General features: G+C 72.6%; 12 protein-coding genes. 4 read left to right on the forward strand and 8 right to left on the reverse strand.

All coding sequences use genetic code 11. The annotated features are described in order from the left end of the window. The first annotated feature begins 193 nt into the window (after positions 1 to 193). Positions 194 to 880: a DUF6882 domain-containing protein gene (locus tag ABZ951_RS02635; RefSeq protein ID WP_344083559.1), complete on the forward strand. Its 687-nt coding sequence runs from the start codon at positions 194 to 196 to the stop codon at positions 878 to 880. A 126-nt stretch (positions 881 to 1006) separates the two neighbouring features. On the opposite strand, the gene ABZ951_RS02640 is transcribed toward ABZ951_RS02635, so the two are convergent. The 3 genes from ABZ951_RS02640 to ABZ951_RS02650 all read right to left on the reverse strand — a co-directional run bounded on the left by ABZ951_RS02640 (position 1007) and on the right by ABZ951_RS02650 (position 5660). Then, a complete protein-coding gene (locus ABZ951_RS02640) occupies positions 1007 to 3754 on the reverse strand; it encodes an AfsR/SARP family transcriptional regulator (RefSeq protein ID WP_344083556.1) in 2748 nt (915 codons plus the stop codon). 281 nt (positions 3755 to 4035) lie between these two features. Continuing rightward, positions 4036 to 4443: a YciI family protein gene (locus ABZ951_RS02645; protein ID WP_344083553.1), complete on the reverse strand. Its 408-nt coding sequence runs from the start codon at positions 4441 to 4443 to the stop codon at positions 4036 to 4038. A gap of 227 nt (positions 4444 to 4670) precedes the next feature. Then, on the reverse strand, positions 4671 to 5660 hold the full coding sequence (locus tag ABZ951_RS02650) for a phospholipase (RefSeq protein WP_344083550.1): 990 nt from the start codon (positions 5658 to 5660) through the stop codon (positions 4671 to 4673). Between the two features lie 260 nt (positions 5661 to 5920). Here ABZ951_RS02650 and ABZ951_RS02655 point away from each other — a divergent pair, with 260 nt between their 5' ends. After that, positions 5921 to 6121 (forward strand): chaplin, encoded by a 201-nt coding sequence (locus ABZ951_RS02655; RefSeq protein WP_344083547.1) that lies wholly within the window; start codon positions 5921 to 5923, stop codon positions 6119 to 6121. Here ABZ951_RS02655 and ABZ951_RS02660 read toward each other — a convergent pair. From ABZ951_RS02660 to ABZ951_RS02680, 5 genes are all read right to left on the reverse strand, one after another. Continuing rightward, a complete protein-coding gene (locus tag ABZ951_RS02660) occupies positions 6111 to 6887 on the reverse strand; it encodes a hypothetical protein (RefSeq protein WP_344083544.1) in 777 nt (258 codons plus the stop codon). The two genes, ABZ951_RS02655 and ABZ951_RS02660, sit on opposite strands and share 11 nt — an antisense overlap. Positions 6888 to 6913: 26 nt before the next feature. After that, a complete protein-coding gene (locus tag ABZ951_RS02665; protein WP_344083541.1) occupies positions 6914 to 8773 on the reverse strand; it encodes a class I adenylate-forming enzyme family protein in 1860 nt (619 codons plus the stop codon). Continuing rightward, the gene (locus tag ABZ951_RS02670) at positions 8770 to 20160 is read right to left on the reverse strand and encodes an amino acid adenylation domain-containing protein (RefSeq protein WP_344083538.1); all 11391 of its coding nucleotides are present in this window, start codon (positions 20158 to 20160) and stop codon (positions 8770 to 8772) included. Before ABZ951_RS02670 ends, ABZ951_RS02665 begins: the two co-directional genes overlap by 4 nt. A gap of 429 nt (positions 20161 to 20589) precedes the next feature. Further along, positions 20590 to 20778 (reverse strand): hypothetical protein, encoded by a 189-nt coding sequence (locus ABZ951_RS02675; protein WP_361278644.1) that lies wholly within the window; start codon positions 20776 to 20778, stop codon positions 20590 to 20592. 228 nt (positions 20779 to 21006) lie between these two features. Next, entirely contained in the window at positions 21007 to 21882 is an 876-nt protein-coding gene (locus tag ABZ951_RS02680; RefSeq protein WP_344083535.1) for a LysR family transcriptional regulator, read from the reverse strand. Between the two features lie 119 nt (positions 21883 to 22001). Here ABZ951_RS02680 and ABZ951_RS02685 point away from each other — a divergent pair, with 119 nt between their 5' ends. Together ABZ951_RS02685 and ABZ951_RS02690 are read left to right on the forward strand one after the other, a co-directional pair. Next, complete coding sequence (locus ABZ951_RS02685) at positions 22002 to 22697, forward strand: SDR family NAD(P)-dependent oxidoreductase (protein ID WP_344083532.1); 696 nt, start codon at positions 22002 to 22004, stop codon at positions 22695 to 22697. A 177-nt stretch (positions 22698 to 22874) separates the two neighbouring features. Next, positions 22875 to 23753, forward strand: coding sequence for a methyltransferase domain-containing protein (locus tag ABZ951_RS02690; protein ID WP_344083529.1), 879 nt, complete (start codon positions 22875 to 22877; stop codon positions 23751 to 23753). Positions 23754 to 23863 lie beyond the last annotated feature (110 nt).

Below are 23863 nucleotides of genomic sequence, written 5' to 3' on the forward strand. Positions count from 1 at the left end.
CAGCGGGGCCGCGGCCGGCCACCGCCGCCGTGGGAGCGAGCCCAGCACCCCGCCAGGGACTGTGGGCAACAGAGGCCGGGGAGGAAGCGGGTGACCGTCCAGGTCGACGGGCGGAATGAGGGGGCACATGAGGGGCAAAGGTGGGCCAAAGGTGGGGCCAGGCCATGGATTCAAGCCCGATAGGGTCCAGGCTGTGAACAATTTTAGTGACGCGTTCTTGAACGAGGCGGAGCGACACACGGCGTGGGGTGGCGAGCAGCTCCAGGTTCTGACCGATTTCCTGCCCCAGGGCCCGTGGACTGCGGACCTGTCCAGGTGTCTCTACCAGCAAGGCGGCCTGGAGCTGCGGATCGCCGTGCTCGGTACGTTCGACGTTCAGGAGCAGTCGTGGATGTGGGCCTGGGCGAATCCGAGTCTGCGGGGCACCCCGGCCGCGGCCCTGGCCGAGGAGGTCGAACGCTTCGGGAAGGCGCACGGTATCGCCGAGCTCACCGCTGAGGTGCTCGACCTCTCCGGCTTCGCCGACCCGCGGCGTGCCGCCGAGACCCTGGCCTTCGCCGGAATGGGTGTTGCCGGTGCCCCGGGCTACATCGGCCGGCCCGCGGGCCCCACGACGCAGGTCTACTTCCTGCCCGACGACCCGCAGATCCCCCGGCCCGGCCTGGATCCCTTCGCGCTGCCGAGGGTGCTGATGACGGGCGCCTCCCTCATCGGCCACTCCGCCCGCCTCGCGGTGACGGGGTTCTTCGACCACCACGGCGTAGCGTGGCAGGAGGACGGGGAGCAGGTCGTCGCCCGGCTCCCCGGTGGCAACACCGCCGAGGTCGACTTCGACGGGTTCGGCCGCATCGCCGGCGTTCGTCTGCCCGCCGTGCGCTGACCACCGTTGCGGAGTCCGTATCGGACAGCGGGCGGACGCCCAGTGCCCGCGGGGACTCCACCTGCGCCGCCTCTCGCGATACGTCGTGGGCGCTGACCGCGGAGGCCGGCCGCTGGTAACGACGGCTTACGTCCGTGTCGTGAGCCGCGCGACCGCCGCGTCGTACCGGGCCTGGAGTCCCGCGTCCGCCGATACCCGCAGCAGCACGCCGAGCGCCCGCACCGCCCCGTCGTCGTAGCCGGAGATCTCGGCCTCTCGCGCCGCCATGCCGAGCCGCCGGATGCCCTCGGGTTCGTCCCCGAGCCCCAGGAGCGCCTCTCCCGTCGTGGTGAGCAGCAGCACGCGGGAGGCGACCACGGTGCCGGGGAGGTCCTCGAAGGCGAGGGCCGCGGTGGCCGTGTCGAGCGCCGCCTGCCACTGTCCGGTGTCCAGCCGGTACCGGGCGAGGTGGTACAGGGCCAGTCGTTCGGTGTACCGGTCGTCGGCCTTGCGGGCCAGTTCCACCGCCCGTGCGCAGCCCTCCGCCGCCTCGTCCAGGTCTCCCAGCGCGGCCTGGGCCCAGGACAGGACAACCAGGGCGGATGCCTCGCCGCGCAGGTCGCCCGCGTGGGCGGAGAGCGCGGGGGCGGCCTTGACACACGTCAGCGCCTCGTCGCTGCGTCCCTCCTCGGTCAGTACCCAGCCCAGCAGGGCCCGCACCCGCGACTCGGCGGCCGGGTCGGCGTCGGCCCGCGCCGCCTCGAGCGCCATTTCCAGGAGGGGGGTCCAGCCGTCCAGTACCCAGCGCGCCATGAGCGGCCACAGCAGCATGACGATCCGCCAGGTCCTGCTGTGCAGCCCGGCCGCGTGCGCGGCCGCGGCCGCCTGCATGAGGTCGTCCCGCTCGGTCGAGTACCAGGCCATGGCGTCGTCCCGGTCCGTGAAGGTCCTCACGGCCGTGGGGGCGAGGAAGTCCGGGGGCAGCGGGACGCACGACTCGTTGCCGGGTTCGGCCACGGTTGCCGCCGCGAGGGCGGTGGCGAGGTAGTGGTCGAGCACGCGCGTGAGGGCATCGGGCCGGGACTCCAGAGTGCGCGCGTAGAGGCGTACGAGATCGTGCAGTGTCCAGCGTCCCGGCGCGGTTTCCGTGACGAGGTGCGAAGCGGCCAGTTGTTCCAGCGTCGCCTCCGCGGTGGCCGGATCCGTCCGGGTCAGGGCCGCCGTCGCGTACCGGTCGAAGTGTGTTCCGGGGTGGCGGCCGAGACAGGCGAAGTGACGGGCGACGTGCTCCGGGAGCTGCCGCACGGTCAGTCGCAGGGCCGCGCGTACGCCGGTGTCCTCGACGTCCAGCAGTCCCAGCCTGCGGGTCGCGTCGACCATTTCGGCGTTCATCGCGCTCAGCGCCCAGTCCGGCCGGTCCGCCAGTCTGGCGGCCGCCACCCGCAGCGCGAGGGGCAGCCCGCCGCACAGCTCGGCCAGCCGTCGCGCGGCCGCCGGCTCCGCGAGCACCCGTTCCTTGCCGAGCACCTCGGCGAGGAGTGCCGTGCCGTCCTCGGGCGTGAGGACGTCCATGGGAAGGGTCCGGGCGGCGTCGGTGACGATCAGCCCCGGCAGCCGGTAGCGGCTGGTCACGACGGTGACGCAGCGGGGACCGCCCGGCAGGAGCGGTCTGACCTGCTCGGAGTCGCGCGCGTTGTCCAGTATGACGAGGAGCTCCCGGTCGGCGGTGAGCGTTCTGAACAGCGCGGCCGCGCCGCTCGCGGACTCCGGCATCCGGCTCGGCGCGACACCCAGGGCCAGCAGGAACTCGCGCAGTACCTCGGCGAGGGTCGCCTCGCCGGTGTCACCGAAGCCGCGCAGGTCGGCGTAGAGCCGGCCGCCGGGAAAATCGGCGCGATAGCGGTGGGCCCACTGGAGCACCAGCGCGGTCTTCCCGACCCCTGCCGGGCCGGTGACCAGGCAGACGGGCGCCTCGTTCTCGGCGGCCCGGCACAGGGCGGCGAGCTCCTGCGTCCGCCCGTGGAAGCCGCGCGGTGCCCGCGGCAGCAGGTCAGCCGCGTCGGCAGGGAAGGTGGCCGGCGTGGTGGGCGGGAGGGGCGCTGCGTGCACCGTGGCGGCCCGGGTGCGGGTCGCTGTCTGCGTCGGCGCTTCGTCGGCCTCCTCACGCAGGGCCATCGCGTAGGCGTCCGACAGCTCGCGGCCCGGGTCGATCCCCAGCTCGTCGGCGAGCAGGCGCCGGGTGCGGTGGAACCAGTCGAGCGCGTCCGACCGGCGGTTCGCCCGATGCAGTGCTGTCACGAGGGCGGCGGACAGCGATTCGCGCAGCGGGTGGGCGACCGCCTCGGTGCGCAGGACGGTGGCGGCCCGTGCGTGCTCGCCCAATCGCGCGTAGCCCGCGGCCAGCTGCTCGACCGTGGCCAGCCGGAGCTCTTCCAGGGCCTGCGCGGCGGCCTGGAGCGGTGGGCTCGGACAGACGTCGGCCAGGGCGGGTCCCTGCCACAGCGACAGTGCCTCCCGGTACATCGTCACGGCCTCGGCCGGGTCGCGCCGCTCGCGCGCCTGAGCCACCAGGTGCTCGAAGCGGTGCGCGTCCAGCCGGGTCTTCGGCACGCGCAGGACGTACGCCGTGCCCTGGGTGAGCAGCTCGATGCCGTACGCCCCGGCGTCGGCACTGGTCAGCAAGGTCCGCAGCCGCGACACATGGCCCTGGATGACACCGCGGGCGCGCGGCGGCGGCTCCTGGTCCCACAGCGCGGCTGTCAGTTGTTCGACCATGACCGGGCCGTTGGGGCGCAGCAGCAGGGCGGCCAGCAGACTGCGCCGTTTGACGGGGCCGAGCGGCAGATCGCCGTCCTCGGTGACGACTGACACCGATCCGAGCAACCGGAATTCCATGGGCCCCATGCCTCCCCGCAAAAAGAATCCAGGATAGCGCTAGGCCTGGTCGGCCGGTGCCCGGCAGGTGCCGCACGCCGCGCCGGCGAGGCGGCAGGGGGCGACGGTCAGCAGTTGCGGACGTACCAGACAGGCGTCCAGTCATGGCCATCCGGCCCGGGCGTCGAGCGTCGCCGGGCTGCCGTCGGGTGCGGTCCGGGCGGTGCGCCGGACCGCCCGGACGAGGATGGCAAGTACGCTCGGCGCGAGGCTTCGGAACAGGGCCTCGGTCATCGGTGAGGTCACTCCGTGCCGGTGGGCGGCGCGGTCAGGAACGGGCGCAGCTCGAGCCACTCGTGGATCGGCTTCCCGCCCGCTCCAGGGGCGGCCGACAGCTCTCCGGCCAGTTCGACGGCGCGCTCGTAGCTGTCGACGTCGATCACCATCCAGCCGGCGATGAGGTCTTTGCTTTCGGCGAACGGCCCGGCGGTGACCGGCGGGCGTCCCTCGCCGTCGTACCGGACGAATGTGCCCTCGGGGGCGAGCGCCTGACCGTCGACGAATTCGCCGGTCTTTTCGAGCCGGTCCGCGAAGTCGCTCATGTACTGCATGTGGGCCGAGATCTCCTCCGGTGTCCACTGGTCCATGGGCACGTCGTTGACCGCAGCCGGAGCGCCGCGGTAGTGCTTGAGCAGCAGGTACTTGGCCATCGTGTTCCTCCTCGGTACTGTGCGGCCATTCTGGCCGCGTTCACGGCGGGGACGGAGCCGGCCACGGGTTCTCGGCATCGCCGCCGGTATTTTTTGGCTCTCCTGGGTGAGCCGGGCTGAGGGACATGAGTCAGCCCCCTCGGACACAGAGCCGTCGGCCGGGTTCCGGCCGACGGCTCCGAGGGGCCCAGGGGCACTGACCGGTTGCGGTCCTGGCCCGACGTCCGTTACGTGAACATGCGGTCTGCGCTCGTGGCCATGCGGTGGGTGGTGCTGTGGCGGTTCACCCAGTCACGGACGAGGTTGATGGCGTTGGCGCACTGCCAGCCGTTGTCGTACTCGTGCTCTCCGGTGAAGTTGCCGTAGCCCGCGATGATGCCGTCCACCCGTGCGTCGCCCAGCAGCTTGTCGACGTACCAGGGATCGTTGTAGGTCGCTGTCCAGGACAGTGTGGCCGCGAGTCGCCCGGCGGCACGGTCCGCGGCGCCCTTCTTCAGTTCGGCGCAGGTGTTGCGGTCGGCTTCCGTGCAGTTGCCGAATCCGTTGGGGAGGTTGGTGTCGCCGTAGTCCATCACCCGGCGGCCGGCCGGGAATCCGGAACCGGACCGGTCGAAGGCGCTCCGGACCTGATCGCGGGTCCCCGTCGTGGTGATGCCCTCCAGTTTGCCGAGCTTGCCCTCCAGGCTCTTCCAGCCCCGGCCGCCGACGTCCGGGGTGCTGCCGCCGTGGTACTCGTAGAAGCCGTAGAGCACCTGGATCCCGGCGGCCGTCAGCCTCTGCGCCTTGTCGCGCAGTCCCGCGACGCTGCACGTGCGGTTCGGCGCTTCTCCGCAGTAGTTCGGGTCCTTGATGTCCAGCCAGACCAGCCCCAGCCGGCGCCCCGCGCCGGCGTGGGAGACGATGCGGTCGATCATGCTGTCGAAGCTGGGGCCCCGCCGGTTGTCACCGGCCGAGGAACAGTCGTGCCAGGCGCGCCATTCGTTGGGGTTCCACCAGGCACAGACGTCGATCTCGATGGCGTTGGCGCCGTGGCTGAGCGCGGCGTCCACGCCGTCCAGGGTGTTGACCCGGTGCGCGATGGCGTAGATCGCCTGACGCTGATCGGCTGCTGCCGCCGGGGTCGGACCGAGCGCGGCGGCGCCGACGATCCCGCACAGTGCCGCTATCAGCGCCAGTAACGGCCGAAGGCCGGCGCCGCGTCGAAGGTGAGTGGTCAAGAAAAGTGCTCCTTCACGTCGGTGCCGCCACCCGGCACGCCCCGAATCTCCCGTGCGCGCCGGATCGTCGGATGCGGCGCTTGGACCACCCGATCCTGGTGGGTCATGTGTCCCAGCCGCCATGAAATCCCGGTACTTCGGGACGCTGGAACGCGAAAGTGAGCTCTGGCCAGCGGAGAGGAAGGCAGCCTGGAACGCTCGGGTGGAACGCTCCGGTCGCCGAGGAGGCGTTCGTCGCCGGACTGACGATGTGCGCGGGGGTGGCGATCGTGGTCGTGCTGCTGGGAACCGCCGCCGCTGACGGCGGTGCCCAGGGAGTCTTCGCGCGTTCCCCCGGCGCCGTCTCCGCCAACGTGCTCCAGGTACCCCTCGATATCCCGATGAACCGGTGCGGCAGGTCGTTCAATATCATCGTCAGTCTGCTGAACCCGGCATCCGGCACCACCTGCGTCATCGGCTGAGCGGGACATCAGGCGGCGGCGTAGAGCCGGTCGATCCGGCCGGCGGGGATTCATCGACGTCGGCGCAGGTGGTGGCCGGGCTCTTGTCCTTGGCGAGGAAGATGGTCTGCGCCATCATCCGGTACCCCGACATTCCCTCGCGCAGCGTCTCGATGGATTCCTCCGGGTGTACCGAGTCGATCACCGCGTGCGGTCCTACCGCGTTGAATTGGTGGGACACTCCGCGCGGAATCTGCATGTCCACCCAGGAGTTCGGCGGCACGATCACGTTGTGCCGGTCCCGGTGTGCCCCGGTGGGGGTGCCGGGCAGCGCGTCGGTGAACGTGCGCAGCGGGTCGGTCCAGCCTCCCGCCGCGGGGCGCACCGTGATGGGTGACAGGCTGGAGACCCGGATCGTGGTGTCCGGGCCCGTCATCATGCGGACGAACCGCAGGCCGGTGTGCAGGTGCATGCGCGAACATATGTCGCGTGCGGTGGTGTCGTAGAAGTCCATCAGGTAGCGGTCGGCGAAGAAGCCCTCGAAGGGGGGCTCCAGCAGGAAGACGTCACCTTCTTCGAATTCCTGCGCCTGTTTGAGCGCGCCGGCCGGGGTCGGGCTTGCCTTCTCCGTGCGGTGCGCCGCCCGGACCAGGCCGGTGAGGGCGTCGACCACGGCCAGGGCGACGTTCGGGGGCAGTTTCACCACCGGGGTCAGCTGGTTCCTGCCGGGATCCTGGTGCCGCTGGACGTCGAGGATTTCGTCCTCGTGGTCGGGGGACCGCTTCATGCGGCCGGTCGTTTCGGGGCCGTGTGTCATCCAGTCGCTCCCGCGTGCTCGTTCGGTCCGGAATCCGGCTGTCGTGCCCACAGCACCCCGCCCAGGTCGTGTCGCCCGGCGCGCAGGACCGAGCAGCCCGTGGTCGGTGACCCCCGGTGGCGCTGCCGGGCCAGCCACGTCCAGCGGTCCGTCCGGCCGCCCCCGGTGGTGCCGTCCAGGAAGGACAGCAGCGGGCCCAGCGGCCACACCGGGCCGTCGGCCGCGGGCCCGTGCGGGAGGACGAGCAGCGAGCCGTCCCCGAAGCGGACCTCGGTGCCCAGCGGCACGGGTGGCCCCTCGCATCCGTGCCGGGCCACCACGTCCGCGGTCAGTTCCGCGTGCGCTGCCAGGGGCCACTCAGTGAGGAGCGTCCGGTGCCAGCGGGCCTTGGCCAGGGAGAGTTCCGCGTCGCCCTCGTCATGCCAGTGCTCCCGCATGAAGGCGAAGGCATCGAAGACGACTTCGCCGTCCGCCGGTGGCCGGTGCTCTCCCGCCCACGCGGCCAGCACGCGCAGGCCGGGGTCCTCGGCCCCGGTGCGCAGCAGGTCGTGCGCGGTGGCCGCGGCGTGGCGCAGTAGCCGCTCGTAGCGTTCGGGGGCCAGGCGGCGCGCGGTGAGACCGCGGCTCATCGCCGTGCGCCGGGGCTTGCCGGTGACAGTGGCCAGGAACCCGCCGAACTGGATCGCCGACGGCCGCAGCGGCGCCCGTTCGTACAGGCCGCGCACGGCGGAGACCGGCTGCTCCGTTGTGACCAGCCCGATGTCCTGGCCGAGCGTGGGTTCGTCCACCGCGACCGCTGCGAACCGGCCGGACAGGCCGGCTTCGCGCCAGCCGTGTTCAAGGTCGAGCGGGTAGTGCTTCTCCCCGCCGCGGTTGATCCGTTCTCCGGCGCGGCCCCGCAGGACCAGCAGGCCGTCGCGGAGTTCGCCCAGGTCGCCGGTGCGCAGCCAGCCGTCTTCGGTGACCGTGGCCGCCGTGGTGCGGCTGTCCTGCCAGTAGCCGGTCATCAGGTCCGGCGTTCTGATCCACACTTCACCGGACTCCAGGCGCAGTTCGGTGTCCGGCAGCGGTGCCCCGACCGGGGGCGTGTGCGCCAGGTACTGGTCGCGGAATGCGGCGTCGTCGAGGGCGGGCATGGTGAAGCTGAAGTTGACGGCCTCGGTCAGGCCGTAGCCCTGCCGCAGGCGCGGGCCGTACCGGCGGTGGAACCGGCGGGCGAGATCGCTGGTCAGCGGGGCGGCCGCGGTGATCAGGTACTCCAGGCCGTCGGGCCAGTCGGGGCCGGTCTCCAGCAGGTCCGACAGCAGGGCGGGCACGATCGAGGCGGTCCGGGCGCCGGTGGCGTCCAGCGCCGCGAAGTAGCCGGCCGGGTCGAAGGCGGCTTGCAGGGTCAGCGGTGTCCCGGTCAGGTGTGTGCCGAGCAGCGACATGACGAGGGCGTTGCAGTGGTACAGCGGAAGGCAGGTCCCGTGCGGGCGCTCGGGTGTCAGTCCGTGCAGTGCCGCGGTCTTGGCGGCGTTGCCCAGGACGGCTCGCCGGCCGAGCATGACCCCTTTCTGCGGACCGGTGGAGCCCGAGGTGAACATGATGAAGGCCAGGTCGTCCGGGGTGGTGTGGACGTCGGGCAGGCCGGTGCGGTGCAGACCGCGGGGGTCCACCAGGGCCGCCGCACCGACGCGCTCGGCGATGCCCGCGACGGCCCGGTCGGTGGTGCGGGGGTGCAGGGGGACCGCGACGAGGCGCAGGTCGAAGCAGGCGAGCAGCACGTCCGCCAGTTCACGGCCGTTGGGCAGCCGGATCACCACCCGGGTGCCCGGGGGGAGTTCGGCGAGGGCGCCGGGGCCGGTGCGGGTCAACGGTGTCTCCTCAGCAGGTCGCGGAGGTGGACCCCGACGTCGCCCACGTGCTGCGGCTGCATCGCCCGGTAGTGGCGGGCGGTGACGTAGGCGACGGTCAGGTCGCCACCGATGTGGGGCCGCCACAGTTCGTGGTTCGGGACGCGGCGTGGGCCGTCCCCCGTCGCCTCGATGTAGGTGGCGTCGCCGGGGTAGTGCGAGGGCCGGTAGGCGCGCGCGAGTCTGTCGTGGTGACGCGACACCGCGATGACCCGGCTGATGTCGTCCTCGGTGAACCGGGCGAACAGGCTTCCCTCCCGGCGCAGCAGGGCCGAGACGGTGGCGAAGTCGAGGTCCGCAGAGGCCCAGCGCTTGTCGTCCAGGCCGGCGGCCGTCAGCAGCACCCGGTAGACGCGCTGGTCGTCGATGGGCTCGTGCGGTGCGGCCGCGGCGTCGGCGGCCGTGTCCACCAGGCACAGCGTTCCGGCCGGCTCGCCGAGTTCGTGCAGCCGGACCGCCATCGCGTGGGCCACCAGTCCGCCGAAGGACCAGCCGACGAGGTGGTACGGGCCGCGGGGGTGTACCGAACGCATCAGGTCCACGTAGCGCTCGGCCATCGCCGGGACGCTGCCGGGCAGGTCGCTCACCCCGCCGGGTCCCTCGGCCTGGATGCCGTACACCGGGTGGTCCCGGTCGATGTGCCGCAGCAGCCCCGCGTACAGCCAGCTGATCCCGCTGAGCGGGGGCGCGCAGAACACCGGCGCCGCGGGCCCGCCCGTGCGGAAGGGCACGAGGTGTGACGCCTCTCCCCCGAGCTCTCGGTTTCGCCCGGGCGGGGCGGTATCCCCGTCCGGCGGCGTCCGGTTCAGGAGCCGGCACAGTGCGGCGGGAGTGGCCGCCTCGAAGACGTTCCGGATCGTCGGTTCCAGCCCGAGCACCGCCTGTACCCGGTCGGTCAGCCGCGCCGCCAGGAGCGAGTGCCCGCCCAGTTCGAAGAAGTTGTCGCCGGGACCGACCCGGGGCAGGTCCAGGACGTCGGCGAAGAGTTGGCACATGAAGTGCTCGCGCAGGTTCTGCGGAGGCGGCGAGTCGGCCGCGGAGGCCCAGTCCGGCTCGGGCAGCCGGTCGCGCAGCAGTTTGCCGTTGGGGCTGAGGGGAAGCTCGTCCAGTCCGACCAGGCGGGCGGGCAGCATGTAGTCCGGCAGGTGCGTGGCCAGGTGCGCGCGCACCGAGCGCAGGTCGGCGCGGGCGGGGACGACGTAGCCGACCAGGCGGCGGTCGTCGGCCTTCCGGTCGTGGACGGCCACCGCGGCCGCGTCGACGTCTTCGTGGCGGGCGAGCACGGCCTCGATCTCACCGAGTTCGACGCGATGGCCGCGGATCTTCACCTGATCGTCGGTCCGGCCGTGGAAGCGCAGCAGCCCGTCGGGGGTCCACGACGCGAGGTCGCCGGTGCGGTACATCCGGTGCCCCTCCGGTCCGAAGGGGTCGGCGACGAAGCGGGTCGCGGTCAGTCCCGGCCGGTGCAGGTACCCCGTGGCCACGCCGGCGCCGGCCAGGTAGAGCTCGCCGGTCACGCCCGGGGGCACGGGCTGCAACCGGGCGTCGAGGACGTAGCACCGGGTGTTCCACAGCGGGTGCCCGAGCGGCACCGTGCCGCCCGTCACGCGGCCGACCGGGTGGGTGGTCGACCAGACGGTGGTCTCCGTCGGGCCGTAACAGGCCAGCAGGGAAGCGGTGCGGCCGGACAGTGTTCCGGCCAGTTCCGCGGGGACCGCTTCGCCGCCGATGACCGCGCGGATGTGGCGCAGCCGGTCCGGCCACCGGGCCATGAGCGTCTGCCACAGCGACGGGGTCGCCTGCATGACGGTGACCTCGTGCCGGTCGAGCATTGCGGTCAGTTCGTCGGGCTCGCGCAGCGCGCCCTGGTCGGCGAGCACCATCGTGGCGCCGGTGACCAGGGGCAGCCACAGCTCGGGCTGGGACATGTCGAAGCCCGCGGGCGCGGCGGCCAGGACCCGGTCCTCGGCACCGACCGCCAGTTGCTCGCGCAGCGCGAGCACCAGGTTCGTCAGCGCGCTGTGGGGTACGACGACGCCCTTGGGCCGTCCGGTGGAGCCGGAGGTGTAGATCACGTACGCCGTGTTCTCCGGCACGACGGCCGGTTCCCGGGCGCCGGTCGCCAGGGTGAGGGTTTCGTCGTCGCGCACCACCAGCAAGGGGCGGGCGTCCGCCAGCAGTGCCGCTGTCCGCTGCGGCGGGAGCGCGGGGTCGAGGGGCAGCCAGGCGGCGCCGACCGACTGGACGGCGAGCAGCGCGGCGGGCAGGTCGGGGCCGCGTCGCAGCTCCAGTGCGACGAGGCTGCCCGGGCCGGCCCCGCGGCCCCTCAGCTCCGCGGCGATGCGGGCCGCCCGCTCGGACAGCTCCCGGTAGGTGCGCACGGTGTCCCCGTGCCGGACGGCCGGTGCGTCGGGAGCGCGCAGGGCCTGTGCCGCGAACATCCGGGCCACGGTGGTCCCGGGCACGTCGTGGGCGGTGGCGTTCCAGCGGCTGATCATCTGCTCGCGCTCGCCGGTGACGAGGACGGGGAGCTCGTCGATCCGCCGGTGCGGCTCCGCCGCCACTGCCCGCAGCAGTTGTTCCAGCCGCGCGATCAGCAGACGGGCGGAGGCGGGGGTGAACAGTTCGGTGTCGTACTCCAGCTCGCCTTCGACACCGGCCTCCGCTCCGTGGTCGCCGTGGTGCGGGCGCAGGCTCCACAGCAGGTCCATCCGGGAGGCGCCGCCGGGCGCGGGCACCGGCTCCGCGCGCAGACCCGGCAGGTCGAAGGCGACGGGCGGTGTGTCCTGGAAGGCCAGCATCACCTGGAAGACGGGGTGGCCGGCCAGGGAGCGCGGCGGGTTGACCGCCTCGACCACCGCTTCGAACGGCACTTCCTGATGAGCGAAGGCGTCGAGGTCGGTGCTCCGGACCCGCTCCAGCAGTTCGGTGAACGTCGGTGTTCCGCTGAGGTCGGTGCGCAGCACCACCGTGTTGACGAAACAGCCGACGGTTTCGTGCAGTGCCTCGTCGTGCCGCCCGGCCACCGGCGTGCCGATGGGGATGTCCGCGCCGGCGCCGAGCCGTGACAGCAGCACGGCGATCGCGGCGTGCGTCACCATGAACAAGCTGGTGCCGGTGGACCGTGCGAGCCGGCCCAGCCGTGCGTGCAGGCCGGCGTCCAGGGTGAAGCCGACGGTCTCTCCCCGGTGCGCGGACACCTGGGGCCTGGCGTGGTCGAACGGCAGGGAAAGCTCTTGTGGAGCGCCGCGCAGGGTCTCCTTCCAGTAGGCGATCCCGGCGCTGAGGTCAATGCCGTGCTGCCGGAGGGCGTAGTCCGCGTACTGCACGGGGCGGTCGGCCCACTGGGGGAGCCCGCCCGCGACGCGTGCCCGATAGGCGGTGGACAGATCCCGGGAGAGCGGAGCCAGTGACCAGCCGTCGGCGGCGATGTGGTGCAGGAGGATCAGCAGCACGTGCTGCTCGGGCGCGGTCTCGAAGAGCCGGGCGCGGACCGGGAGTTCACCGCCGAGGTCGAAGACGTGGCCCGCCGCTTCGGCGAACAGGCGGGGCAGCTCGGCCTCCGACGTGGTCACCCTCTCGAACGGTGGCTCCTGCGGGCTGTGGATGTGCTGGTACGGCTCGCCGTCGGTTTCGGTGACGGTGGTGCGCAGGCTCTCGTGGCGGGCGAGCACGTCGCCGAGAGCCGCGCGCAGGTGCCCGGCCTCCAGGGGGCCGCTCAGCCGGATCGCGAAGGACATGTTGTAGACCGCGTTGGGGCCGGCGAGGCGGCTGAAGAACCACAGCCGGCGCTGGGCGGGCGAGAGCGGGATGCGCTCCGGCCGTACGGCCTGGACGAGCCCGGCACGCGAGGTGCCGGACGGCTCCGGCAGGCGCCTCGCCAGGTCGGCGACGACCGGGGCGTCGAACAGGGTCCGGATGCTCAGCTCGGAGCCGGTCTCCGCCCGCACCCGGTTGATCAGGCGGGTGGCCAGGAGCGAATGCCCGCCCAGATCGAAGAAGCTGTCCTCCGCGCCGACCTCGGGGACCCCCAGGGTCTCGGCGTACAGCGCGCACAGGAGCCGTTCCCGCTCGGTCGCCGGCGGGCGGCTGACCGGTACCGCGGACTCCGGTCGCGGCAGGGCTCTGCGGTCCAGCTTGCCGTTGCCGGTCAGCGGGATGTCGGCGACCGGCAGGATGAAGGCGGGCACCATGTGCGCGGGCAGGACCGTCCGGGCGTACGCGCGCAGCTCGGCGGCTGTCGGCTCTCCCTTCGTCACGGCGTAGCAGAGCAGTCGGCCGCCGTCGGCGTCCGGGTCCGCGAGCACCACGGCGCGGTCCACGGCGGGGTGCTGTTCGAGGACGCGCTCGACTTCCCCGGGCTCGATCCGGTAGCCGCGGATCTTCACCTGGTGATCCGTCCGGCCCAGGTACTCCAGCGTGCCGTCGGCCCGGCGCCGCGCGAGGTCCCCGGAACGGTACATGCGGGCGCCGGGCGCGCCGAAGGGGTCGGCGACGAATCGGCTCGCGGTGAGCCCGGGGCGTCCCAGGTACCCCCGTGCCACCCCGGGGCCGGCCACGTAGATCTCACCGGGGCAGCCGGGCGGGACGGGCCGCAGCGCGTGGTCCAGCAGGTGCAGCCGCAGGTCGGGCAGGGCGGTGCCGATGACGCCGGCGGTCTCGTCGGGGTCGGTCAGCTCGGCGTACGTCGCGTGCACGGTGGTCTCGGTGATCCCGTACATGTTGACGAGCCTCGGCCGGCCGGGGCCGTGCCAGGAGCGGATGCGGGAGAATTCCAGCGCCTCGCCGGCGAACACGACGACCCGCAGCGCGGGCAGCGCGCCCGGCTCCGCTTCCGCTTCGGCCCGCATGAGCTGGTAGAACGCCGAGGGGGTCTGGCTCAGTGCGGTGACCTGCTCCCGGGCGAGCAACTCCAGGAGCTGCCGCGGCGACTTGGCGACGTCGTCCGGCACCACCACCAGGCGGCCACCGCGGGCGAGGGCCGTCCACAGCTCCCACACCGAGACGTCGAAGGCGTAGGAGTGGAACAGCGTGTGCACGTCGTCGCCGCCGAAGCCGAAGCGGGCGTCGGTCACCGCGAGCAGCCGCCCCACGTTGTGGTGCGACACCACGACGCCCTTGGGGGCTCCGGTGGAGCCCGAGGTGTAGATCACGTAGGCGACGCTGTCGGGGTGCACGGCGAGATTGAGGTCGTCCGCCGGGTAGGAGGCGGCCGGGTCGGTGCCGTCGAGCACGATCCGCGGATGCGGCACCGCGAGCGGCTGGTCGGTCACGACGAGCACGGGAGCGGCGTCGGCCAGCACCTGCCGCACGCGTTCCTCGGGGAGGGCCGGGTCCAGGGGCAGGTAGCCGGCTCCGGACTTCAGCACGGCGAGCACGGCGACCACGAGGTCCGGGGAACGTCCGAGGACCAGGGCGACCAGGCGTTCCGGTCCGGCCCCGCGCGCGATGAGGAGCCGCGCGAGACGGTTCGCCCGCGCGTTGAGCTCCCCGTACGTCAGGGTGGTGTTCCCGCAGGTGAGGGCGGGGGCCGCCGGCCGGTGGCGCACCTGCTCCTCGAACAGCGCGGGCAGGGCGAGAGGTGCTGTGTGCGCCCCGGTGTCCGCCGGACTCTCCTGTGCGGCCTGTTCGTCCCGTTCGTCCGGGAGCAGCAGATCGAGTCGCCCCAGCGGTGCCGCCGGGGCGGCGGTGATCTGGTGGAGCAGCGCACCGAGGCGATCGAGCAGGCGGCGGGCTCCCTCCTCGTCCAGCAGATCGGCGCTGTGGTCGAGGCGGAGCCGCAGGCGGCCGCGGTCCGGCATGGCGATCAGCGTCAGGGGGTAGTGCGTGCCGTCCCGGCCCTGGACGTCCCGGATGTCGAGGCCGGGCACGAGATCGCGCAGTGCGTTCTCGTCTACGGGATAGTTCTCGAAGACCACGACGGTGTCGAAGAGCTCGGCGTGTCCGGCGATCGACTGGAGCCGCGTCAGGTCGGCGTGCTGGTGGTCCAGCATGGTCAGTTGCTGGGCGCGCAGCTCGGCGAGGCTCTCGGCGACCGACCGGCGTGGATCGAGGCGGACCCGCACCGGAAGGGTGTTGATGAGCAGGCCGACGATGTGTTCCGCACCGGGCAGTTCCGCCGGCCTGCCCGAGACCGTCGCTCCGAACACCACATCGTCCCGTCCGGTCATGGCACCGAGCAGGACGGCCCACGCCAGCTGGACGACGACGTTGGCGGTCAGGCCGTGCTGCCGCGCCAGGGCGTCGATCCGCGCGCTCGTGGCGTCGTCCAGCTGCGCTGTCCGCCGGTGGCGGGCCGCGGCCGAACCGCGCCGCCCCGCGCCGCCGACCAGCGTCGGGCCGTCCACGGAGGACAGCAGGGCGCGCCAGGCGGCCTCGTCCGCGCGGGAGTCCCGTGTCGACAGCCAGTCGAGGAAGTCGCGGTACGGCGTCGCGGGCGGGAGTGCGTGACCGGCGTAGAGCGAGAACAGCTCCTTGATCAGGATCGGCATGGACCAGCCGTCCAGCAGGAGGTGGTGCGTGGTCAGGACGAAGGTGTGCCGCGCGTCGGCATGGTGCAGCAGGGCCGCGCGGACGAGCGGGGGGCCGGCGAGGTCGAAGCGTCTCCTGCGGTCGGCGTCGAGGAAGCGCTCCAGGTCCTCGTGCGCGGGTATCTCCTGCCATGCGACGGAGAAGTCCGGGACGACCACCTGGACCGGGCGCCCCGACGGGCCGTGCCGCACGCCCGCGGAGAGCTGGGGGTGGCGCAGCAGCAGGCGGTGGAGCGCGTCGCGCAGCGCGGCGGCATCCAGTGCTCCGCCGAGCTCGAAGACGAACTGGACGAGGTAGGGGTCGGTGCCGTCGTGGTCGTAGAGCGAGTGGAACAGCAGCCCCTGAGCCAAGGGAGGCAGGGGCAGCTCACCCGTCGCCCTGGCGCGGCCCCGCCGCGCCAGAGCCTCGAGCACGTCGAACCACCGGCGCGCCAGTGCGGAGACCCGCTCTTCGGTGAGCAGCTCACCCGGCCAGGACCAGTGCGCCACGAGCCGGGGGCCGTCCGGGTGATCGGTGATCACCGTGTCGAGTTCCACGGTGTGGCCCATCGCCAGCTTGCCGCCGGTGGCCGGGCCGAGCACCGAGGAGTCGGTGGGCACGGCCCAGTCGCCGTCACCGCCGACGTCGAAGCGGCCCAGGTAGTTGAACGCGAACTGCGGCGTGGGCCGGGCGGCCAGCGCCGGTGCGGTCTGCGGGTTGAGGTGGCGCAGCAGACCGTAGGCCAGGCCGGCGCGCGCGGCGTCCCGTACGCAGGTCCGCACCCTGGCCACCGCGCCGTCCAGCGCCGCCGGGTCGGTGCGGGTGTCCGCCCAGGAGCAGCCGGGGTCGAGCACGAGGGGGCACAGGGTGGTGAACCAGCCGACGGTGCGGGACAGGTCCACATTGGCGGCGAATTCCTCGCGCCCGTGGCCTTCGAGGTCCACCAGGAGCGCGTCCGGTCCCTCCCGCCAGTCGGCGGCGGCCAGGGCGAACGCGGTCAGCAGCAGTTCGTGCACCGAGCAGTCGAAGGCCGCGGTGGCGTCGGTCATCAGCCGTGCGGTGAGCGTGCCCGGGAGGCTGAGGGAATGCCGCCTTCGGGTGTCCTCGGTGTCCACCGCGCCGTCCAGCGCGCGGCCGGCGACGGGGGGATCCTCGGGTACCGCCTGCCACCGGGAGAAATCCCCGAGGACGGACGGGTGGTGCGCGTACTGGACCAGGGCCTTCGACCACTGGGGGAAGGAGGTGCCCGTCGGTTGCAGCCGGGGGGTGCGGCCGTGCCGGACGGCCTCCCAGGCGGTGCGGAGGTCTTCCTGGAAGATGCGCCAGGAGACACCGTCGACACTGAGATGGTGCACGGTGAGCGTCAGTTCGCCCGGTTCCGCCGGTCCGGCCTCCCGCCAGCTCGCGCGGACCGCTTGCCCGTTGCCGAGGTCGGGCAGGGTGCCCGGGCTGTTCAGCTCGACGGTGGCGCGCGGCAGCACTTCCAGGGCCCACAGCCCGTCCACCGCTCTCAGCGAGAGCCGCAGCATGCCGTGGTGATCGACCAGTGCCTGCACCACCGCGCGGACCTGCGCTTCGGTGATGCCCGCCGGGGTGCGCACGGTCAGGGACTGGACGAAGCCGTCGATCGGGCCGCCGCGTTCGCGCAGCCAGTGCATGACGGGCGTGAGGGGGACCGTGGGGTCGTCCGCGTCACCCAGTGCGATCCGGTGCCCCGGTTCGGGCACCGCTCCGAGGCCGGCGGCGAGTGCGGAGACGGTGGGCGTGCGGAACACGTCGGGGGTGCTGACGGCCAGGCCGGCCCGCTGCGCGGCGCCGGCGAGCTGGATCGCCTTGATGCTGTCGCCGCCGAGCTGGAAGAAGTCCTGGTCGAGGGGGACGCTTCGCAGACCGAGGACCTCGCCGAACAGCTGGGCCAGCCGGTACTCGGCGGCGGTGCGAGGGGCCCTGGCCGCGTCCGTATTTCCGGTGTCCGTGGCTCCGGTGTCCGGTGCGGGCAGCGCGGCCCGGTCGAGCTTGCCGTTGCGGGTGAGCGGCAGCCGGTCCACCGCCACCACGGCCGACGGCACCATGTACGGGGGCAGCCGGTCCGCCACACCCTTGAGCAGCGCCGTCGTGTCGCCGGAGGTGGCCACGTAGGAGACCAGCCGCCGCACTCCCGGACGGTCCTCGCGCAGGATCGTCGCGGCCTGCCGCACGCCGGGCTCGGCCAGTAACGCGGCGTCGATCTCCCCCGGTTCGATCCGGTAGCCGCGGAGCTTGATCTGCCGGTCGGCCCGCCCGGCGAACTCCAGCCGCCCGTCGCGGTTCCAGCGGGCCAGATCGCCCGTGCGGTAGACGCGGGCGCCGGGCGGGCCCGACGGGTCCGGCACGAAGCGCTCGGCGGTCGCGGCCGGCTGCCCGAGGTAGCCGCGCGCGACGCCCGCGCCCCCGAGGTACACCTCGCCCACCACGCCGGGTGGAACCGGCCGCAGCGCGTCGTCGAGCAGCAGCACCCGCTTGCCGTCCAGCGGCGTGCCGATGGGGACCGAACCGGCGTCCTCCGGCAGCTCCTGGACGGCGAATCTGGTCCCGAACACCGTGGTCTCGGTGGGCCCGTAGCCGTTGACGACGGTGAGTTCCGGCAGTGCGGAGCGCACGGCGCGCACCGCCGCCGGGGACACCACGTCACCGCCGGTCCAGACCTGCCGCAGCCCGGACAGGCAGGCGGGGTCCTCGGTGGCGAACGCGTTGAACAGCCCGGCGGTCAGCCACAGCCCGGTGATCCCGGTGGCCGCCGTGATCCGGGACAGGGCGGCCGGGTCCAGCCTGCCCGGCGGGGCGATGACGACCTCGCCGCCGGTCAGCAACGGCACCCACAGTTCCAGGTTGAACGCGTCGAAGGCGTGCGGCGAGTGCAGCAGTACCCGGCGCGCGCCGCCCTCGGACCACCACCGGTCGGCGGCGAGCCGGGCCAGGTTGCCCTGGGTGATGACGACGCCCTTGGGGCGCCCTGTGGAGCCGGAGGTGAACATCACGCACGCCGGCGCGTCCGGCGTCGCCCGGGGCTCCCCGGCCGCGGTTCCCCGCGCCCGTACGTCCAACTGCCGCACACCGCGCTCACGTGCCCGGGTGACGATGCGGTCCTCCGCGGTGTGCCGGTCGGTGAGCAGGATCCGTGCTCCCGCGTCGGACAGCACCGCTTCCTGCCGCAGGACCGCGTCGTCCCGTTGCAGGGAAACGCAGGCCGCGCCCGCCTTCACCACCGCGAGCACCGCGACGACCAGGTCCACCGATCGTTCGAGCAGCAACGCGACGGTCTGTTCGGGGCCCGCGCCGGCCGCGGTGATCGCGGCGGCCAGCGCCGAACTCCGCGCGTCCAGTGCGCGGTAGGTCAACCGCTCGCCGGTCTCGGCCGAGTGGACCGCGACGGCGTCGGGCGTGCGGGAGGTCTGTTCGGCGAACCGGCCGGCGGCCGTGTCGGCGGGCGCGGCCGACGTGCGGTCACCTGTGCCGAGCGCGGTGACGTGCCGGCGCTCCTCCGCCGTGGACGCGGCCACCCGCGCCGGTGGCGTCTGCCGGTCAGCCTCGGCCACTTGCCCCAGCACGTGCAGGAAGCGGTCGGCGACATCCCGCAGCAACTCCTCGCCGTGGTTGGCGGGATTGGCATCGAAGTCGAGGCGCAGCAGACCGTCGCCACGGTCGTAGGCGACGATCGAGAGGTCTTCGGACGGCGGGGCCTGGAGGTTGTGGACGGTCGCCGTCGTCGGGCCGAACCGCAACGGCCGGTCGAAGCGCTGGATGTTGAGCACCGGACCGAAGAACTTCCGGCCGTCCTCCGGATAGCCCAGCTCACGCCGCAGGCGCTCGCCCCGGTATCGCTGGTGACGGCGCACCAGCCGCAGTTCGTCGCCGACCCGGTCGAGCAGCGCGCCGAGGGGGGCCGCCGGATCGACGGGCAGCCGCAAGGGGAGGACATTGGCGGTCATCGCCGGCACGGTGCGGGTGAGTGCGGCCGGACGGCCGGCGACCGGCAGGCTCAGGACGACATCGCGGCTCCCGGTCACCGCGTGCAGGTAGACCGCGGTCGCCGCGGTCAGCAGCCGGGTCCAGCGGTGCCCGAGCCGCCCGGCGCCGTCCCGTAAACCGGCGAACTCCTCCGCCGACAGCACCCTGGTCAGCCGCAGCGAGCGGTCCGCGGCCGGGGCCGCGTGGGTGCCGAGGCTCAGGAAGTCCCGCCGACCGGCCAGTCGCTCCAGCCACCAGTCCCGGTCCGCGGCGCGTGCGGCGGCCTCCTGGTAGGCGGCCTCGGCGCGCAGTAAGGGATGCAGTCCGGCCCAGCCGCTCTCCGGAACGGCGCGCCCGTCGTAGAGGCAGGTGTAGATCTCGGCGACGCGTTCGGCGAAGAGGGCCATGCCGGCCCCGTCCAGAGCGATGTGGTGAACCCGGTGGAACAGCAGCGAGCGCTCGTCGGCCACGCGCAGCACGGCCCCCAGGAACAACGGCCCGGTGTCGCCGCCGCCGGCCCTGGTCATCTCGGTGCGCATCCACTCCTGTGCGGCGGCGTCCGGGTCTGGCGCTTCCCGGAGGTCGACCACGTCGACGGTGTGTTCCGGGTCCGGAAGAAGCCGTTGCACCGGTGATGAGCCGGTCATTTCGACGATGCGGACGTTGACCGCCTCGCATGCGGCGGCCGCTGTGGTGACCGCGGCGGCCAGGAGGCCGGGGTCGACATCGCCGTCCAGGACGAGGTATTCAGCCCATTGGTAGGCACCGGGACGGCTGAGCCCGGCACGCTCCGCCAGCCAGACCCCGAGTTGAGCCTCGGAAAGGTGCAGTTCAGAGCAGTGTTCGGGCATCAGGGTGAGCATCCCTATCGGTCTTGCCGACGTGACGCCGGCGACTGCCGTCGGATGTGTGCGGTGTGATCAGAAGTGGCCCACCCCATCGAACACAGCAGGCAATGAGAGAGTAAAGGCGTGGCAATGTTGGCTATCTCACGTTTACTTGGGGCTCGTCGGCGCGCGCGTCGCCCCCCCTCTGAGCGCGAGCGTGGCCGCAAGGGCGGTGACGAGGAGCGATCCGAGGCGGGTCCGGCCGCTCGGCCGGGACGGTCGGCAGCGCACCGGCCCAGGCGGTGCGGGGTACGTGCTCCCGTCACGCCGAACGCCCTCTGCCCTGGGACTTCTCCCAGGACAGAGGGCGTTCGGCACGGTCAGGGCGGCGGCACGGGGCCCGCGCCCCCGGCGACCGCCTCGGTCAGCGGACCGCTGCGGCCTTCCCCCGGATCAGGGCGCCAGGCAGCTGACGACGGGAAGTTCGGTGGGGGCTGCGAGGTTGGCGGGGTCCACGAGACCGGTGACATCTTGAACGGCGCAGTCGACGATCGCCACCGGGTCGGGCACGGCACCGGCCGGTGTGGCGAGCGCGCCAAGGGCCGCAAGACTCAGGAAAGTTACTACAGCAAGACGACGCATGAACGCCCCCCTTGGAATGCACGACATGTCGCCCCAGGGCTTCCCCCACCGCCAGGACGGCATGCCAGACATCACCCGTTCGTGCCTCGCGTGTCTTAGGACGCTGACCCTCGCTCAGTGCGCACTCGCTTGTTCAGGGGGCGTTGAGGACTGCCCCTACCCCGGCCTGACCGAGCGATACAGCCGGCAGGCCATGACCAGGCAGGCTGAACGCCCCGCGCCTTTCGGTCAGTCCGTGGACGGCGCGGGTGCCCGATTCGCCGCCCCCGCCCTTGTCTCCCCCTCCGGCCCCTCGGCACGCAGGCGCAGCGTTGCGGTGGCGATCTCCAGGAAGTCTGCTGCGGGTCCGGTGCGGTTGTCCTCGGGTATGGCCAGGCAGGTCTCGACGGGCAGGGCGTCGGTGACGGTCAGGTAGACGAGGTCGGGGCGGGAGTAGGAGTGCGCGATGCTGACGGGGACGAGCGCGACGCCCTGCCCGGAGGCGATGAGCTCGAACTTCTCCTCCAGCGACGACGTCCGCCGCGTGCTGCCGTCAAGGAGGGGCGCACCGTCCAGATCGGCCGATGTGAGGCTACGGCGGCCGGCCAGCGGATGCGTCACGGGCAGACAGGCGACCTTGGTCTCGTGACCGATGGGGACGGTGTACAGCCCTGAGTCGTCGAAGGGGCGCCGGAGGTACCCCAGGTGCGCGCGGCCGTCGCGGAGCGGCGCGTCCCGTTCCCACCAGCGCAGCGGAAAGACATCGATGACGGCCCCCGGACGGCTCACCGTGTACGCCCGGATCGCGTCCGCCACGTGGAGGCCGGGCGAGAAGGCGACGACGAGTCGCTGCTCGCCCCGGTGGGCCTCGCGCACGCGCCGCAGCGCCCCGTCCACCACCGTGGTGATCCTCGGCGCCTCGTCATACAGCTGTTTTCCCGCCGGGGTCAGCTCGACGCTGCGCGTGGTCCGCGTGAGCAGCGCGTACCCCAGCTCCCGCTCGAAGGCGCGGATCTGGCGGCTGAGGACCGGCTGCGCGATGAACAACGCCTGTGCCGCCCGGCCGAAGTGCCGGTGTTCCGCCACCGCGACGAAGTAGCGGAGCTTGCGCAGATCCAGATCCATGCCGTGACGGTATCAATGGGGTCGGAAGGGTATTGGACGTCCGGGCCGGAGCGCTCGGAGACTTGCAGCCTGATCGCCACCCGAACTCATCCGGCCGGCAACGGCTGTGAAGGAATCACATGAACGACACCCGCAAGACCGCCGTCATCATCGGGGCCTCACGCGCCCTCGGCCTCGGGCTCGCCGCAGAATTACTCCGTCGCGACTGGAACGTCATCGGCACCGTCCGCGGCAGTCGGCGCACCGGCCTGCACGACCTGGCCGAAGCGTCCGCTGGACGACTGACCGTCGAGTCAGTGGAGATGACCGATCCGGAACAGCTCTCGGCGTTGCGCGACCGCCTGGCGCAGCGCGCGCTCGACCTGCTCTTCGTCAATGCCGCCATCACCCGCGGCGACACCCCGATCGGTGAGGTTCCGACGGCCACGTTCACCGAGGTCATGATCACCAACGCCCTCAGTCCGATGCGCGTCGTGGAGGGTCTCGGGCCGCTGGTCGCGCCGACCGGAACCATCGGCGTCATGTCCTCCGACCAGGGAAGCATCGCCTTGAACACCGAAGGCGGGCAGGATCTCTACCGGGCCAGCAAATCGGCACTCAACCAGCTGATGCGCTGCTACGCCGCCCGCCACGCCGACGACACGCGGACGCTGCTGCTCATGGACCCGGGCTGGGTCCGCACCGAGCTCGGCGGACCCGACGCCGAGCTCAGCGTGGAAGAGAGCGTGCCCGGCGTCGCGGAGACCATCGAGCGCCATCAGGGGAAGCCCGGCCTCCACTTCCTCGATTACCAGGGGCAGGCCGTCCCCTGGTAAACCCGGCGGCAGGTCCGGTCATACGGGTGACAGCCGCGCCGACGGTCACGGGTCGCGGCCTTCCCCTGTGCCAGGATCGGCAGACGTTCACCAGGTGCGCTGCGCCGACTCGGCCCTGATGAGGTGCGGACAGGCTCCGCGATGTCGGCGGCCGCCCGTTCGGTCCGAGGAGTGGTGATGGAAGCGGCCCAGGAAATTGCGGCGTACGAGGAACTGGCGAGGGACCCCGCGGAGCGCACGCGGCGTTCCACCCGGATGATCCGTGACTACTACGCGTTCTGCACGGACATCTACCGTGCCACATGGGGCGAGTCACACCACTTCCCCGTCTTCCACGGCGGTGAGAGCCGGGCCGAGGCGATGGCCGCCGGAGAACGTGACCTCGCCGACCGGGGCGGGTTCACGGCGGGGATGAAGGTGCTGGAGATCGGCAGTGGGGTCGGCGGCCCGGCCGTGACCATCGCCGCGCACAGCGGCGCCCACGTCACCGGGTTGGACCTGGTGGAGCACCGGGTCGAGCACGCCAGGGCCCACGCGGCGGCGCGGTGTCTCTCCCACCTCACGGACTTCCGGGTGGGGGACGCCGCGGACATGCCCTTCCAGGACGCGTCGTTCGACGCCGTCTACAGCATCGAGGCCATCTGCCACATGCCCGACAAGACGCGGGTCCACGCGGAAGCAGCCCGTGTCCTCAAGCCCGGCGGCCTCTACCTGGGCAGCGACTGGCTCCAGGCGACCGGGCTGACGACCGAGCAGCAAGAACGGTTCGTCGAACCCGTCTGCAGGGGCTTCGCCCTGCCCGGCCTCTCCACGCCCGATGCCCTGCGGCGGGATCTCCTCGCGGCCGGCTTCGTGGTGGAGGACCTGCGCGACGTCGGTGCGGACGGGGCTCTGGAGCCCAACTGGCGGGAGCTGGAAGACGTCATGGCCGCCATTCCCCCCGCGGACAAGACGCCGCTGCTGGACCTCATGGAGCGGGCGGGCACCTCCCTGTGCACGGCGGCCCGCAACGGCACGTTCCTGATCGGCTGCTGGTTCGCCCGCAAGCCGTCCTGAGGCGCGACGCGGTCGCCGGCCTCGCCGTCGGCCGGCCGATCGCTGCGCGCCGGCATCCTGAGGCCGGGCTCCCCGGCCCTGCCCCCGGCTCTGTCCCCTGGCCCCGTCCC

The sequence above is a fragment of the Streptomyces sp. NPDC046215 genome (assembly GCF_040646215.1).
Classification (GTDB): domain Bacteria; phylum Actinomycetota; class Actinomycetes; order Streptomycetales; family Streptomycetaceae; genus Streptomyces; species Streptomyces stramineus.